Annotated in this window: 1 protein-coding gene; it reads right to left on the bottom strand. The window is 45.3% G+C overall.

Going from position 1 to position 413, the window contains the following annotated elements; genetic code table 11:
• Nucleotides 1-413, bottom strand: a 413-nt coding sequence (locus GKZ88_RS22290) for a SprB repeat-containing protein (RefSeq protein ID WP_196216514.1), incomplete at both ends; no start/stop codon positions are given.

Raw genomic sequence — 413 nt, 5'->3', positions numbered from 1 at the left:
GTATTCCATGAATAGGTGTAGCCCGCTGTTCCACCTGTAGCCGAAGCAGTTGCAGAACCCGTTGCGTCTCCTTTACAGCTTACGTCTGTTTTGGAATCTATCAACGCAGTCAGTACATTTGAAGGTTCGCCGATTGTTACGGTTTCATCATCAGTACATCCTTTTGAGTCAGTTACAGTCACGGTATAAGTTCCTGTTTTAAGGTCAGTTGCAGTAGCTCCTGTTTGAACTGGAACAGTATTCCATGAATACGTGTAACCCGCTGTTCCACCTGTAGCCGAAGCAGTTGCAGAACCCGTTGCGTCTCCTTTACAGCTTACGTCTGTTTTGGAATCTATCAACGCAGTCAGTACATTTGAAGGTTCGCCGATTGTTACGGTTTCATCATCAGTACATCCTTTTGAGTCAGTTAC

Origin of the sequence: Flavobacterium sp. LC2016-01 (assembly GCF_009711135.1) — a bacterium.
Taxonomy (GTDB): Bacteria; Bacteroidota; Bacteroidia; order Flavobacteriales; family Flavobacteriaceae; genus Flavobacterium.
The sequence above is the reverse complement of the archived record's forward strand: the minus strand, read 5'-3'. Positions and strand labels throughout refer to the sequence as shown.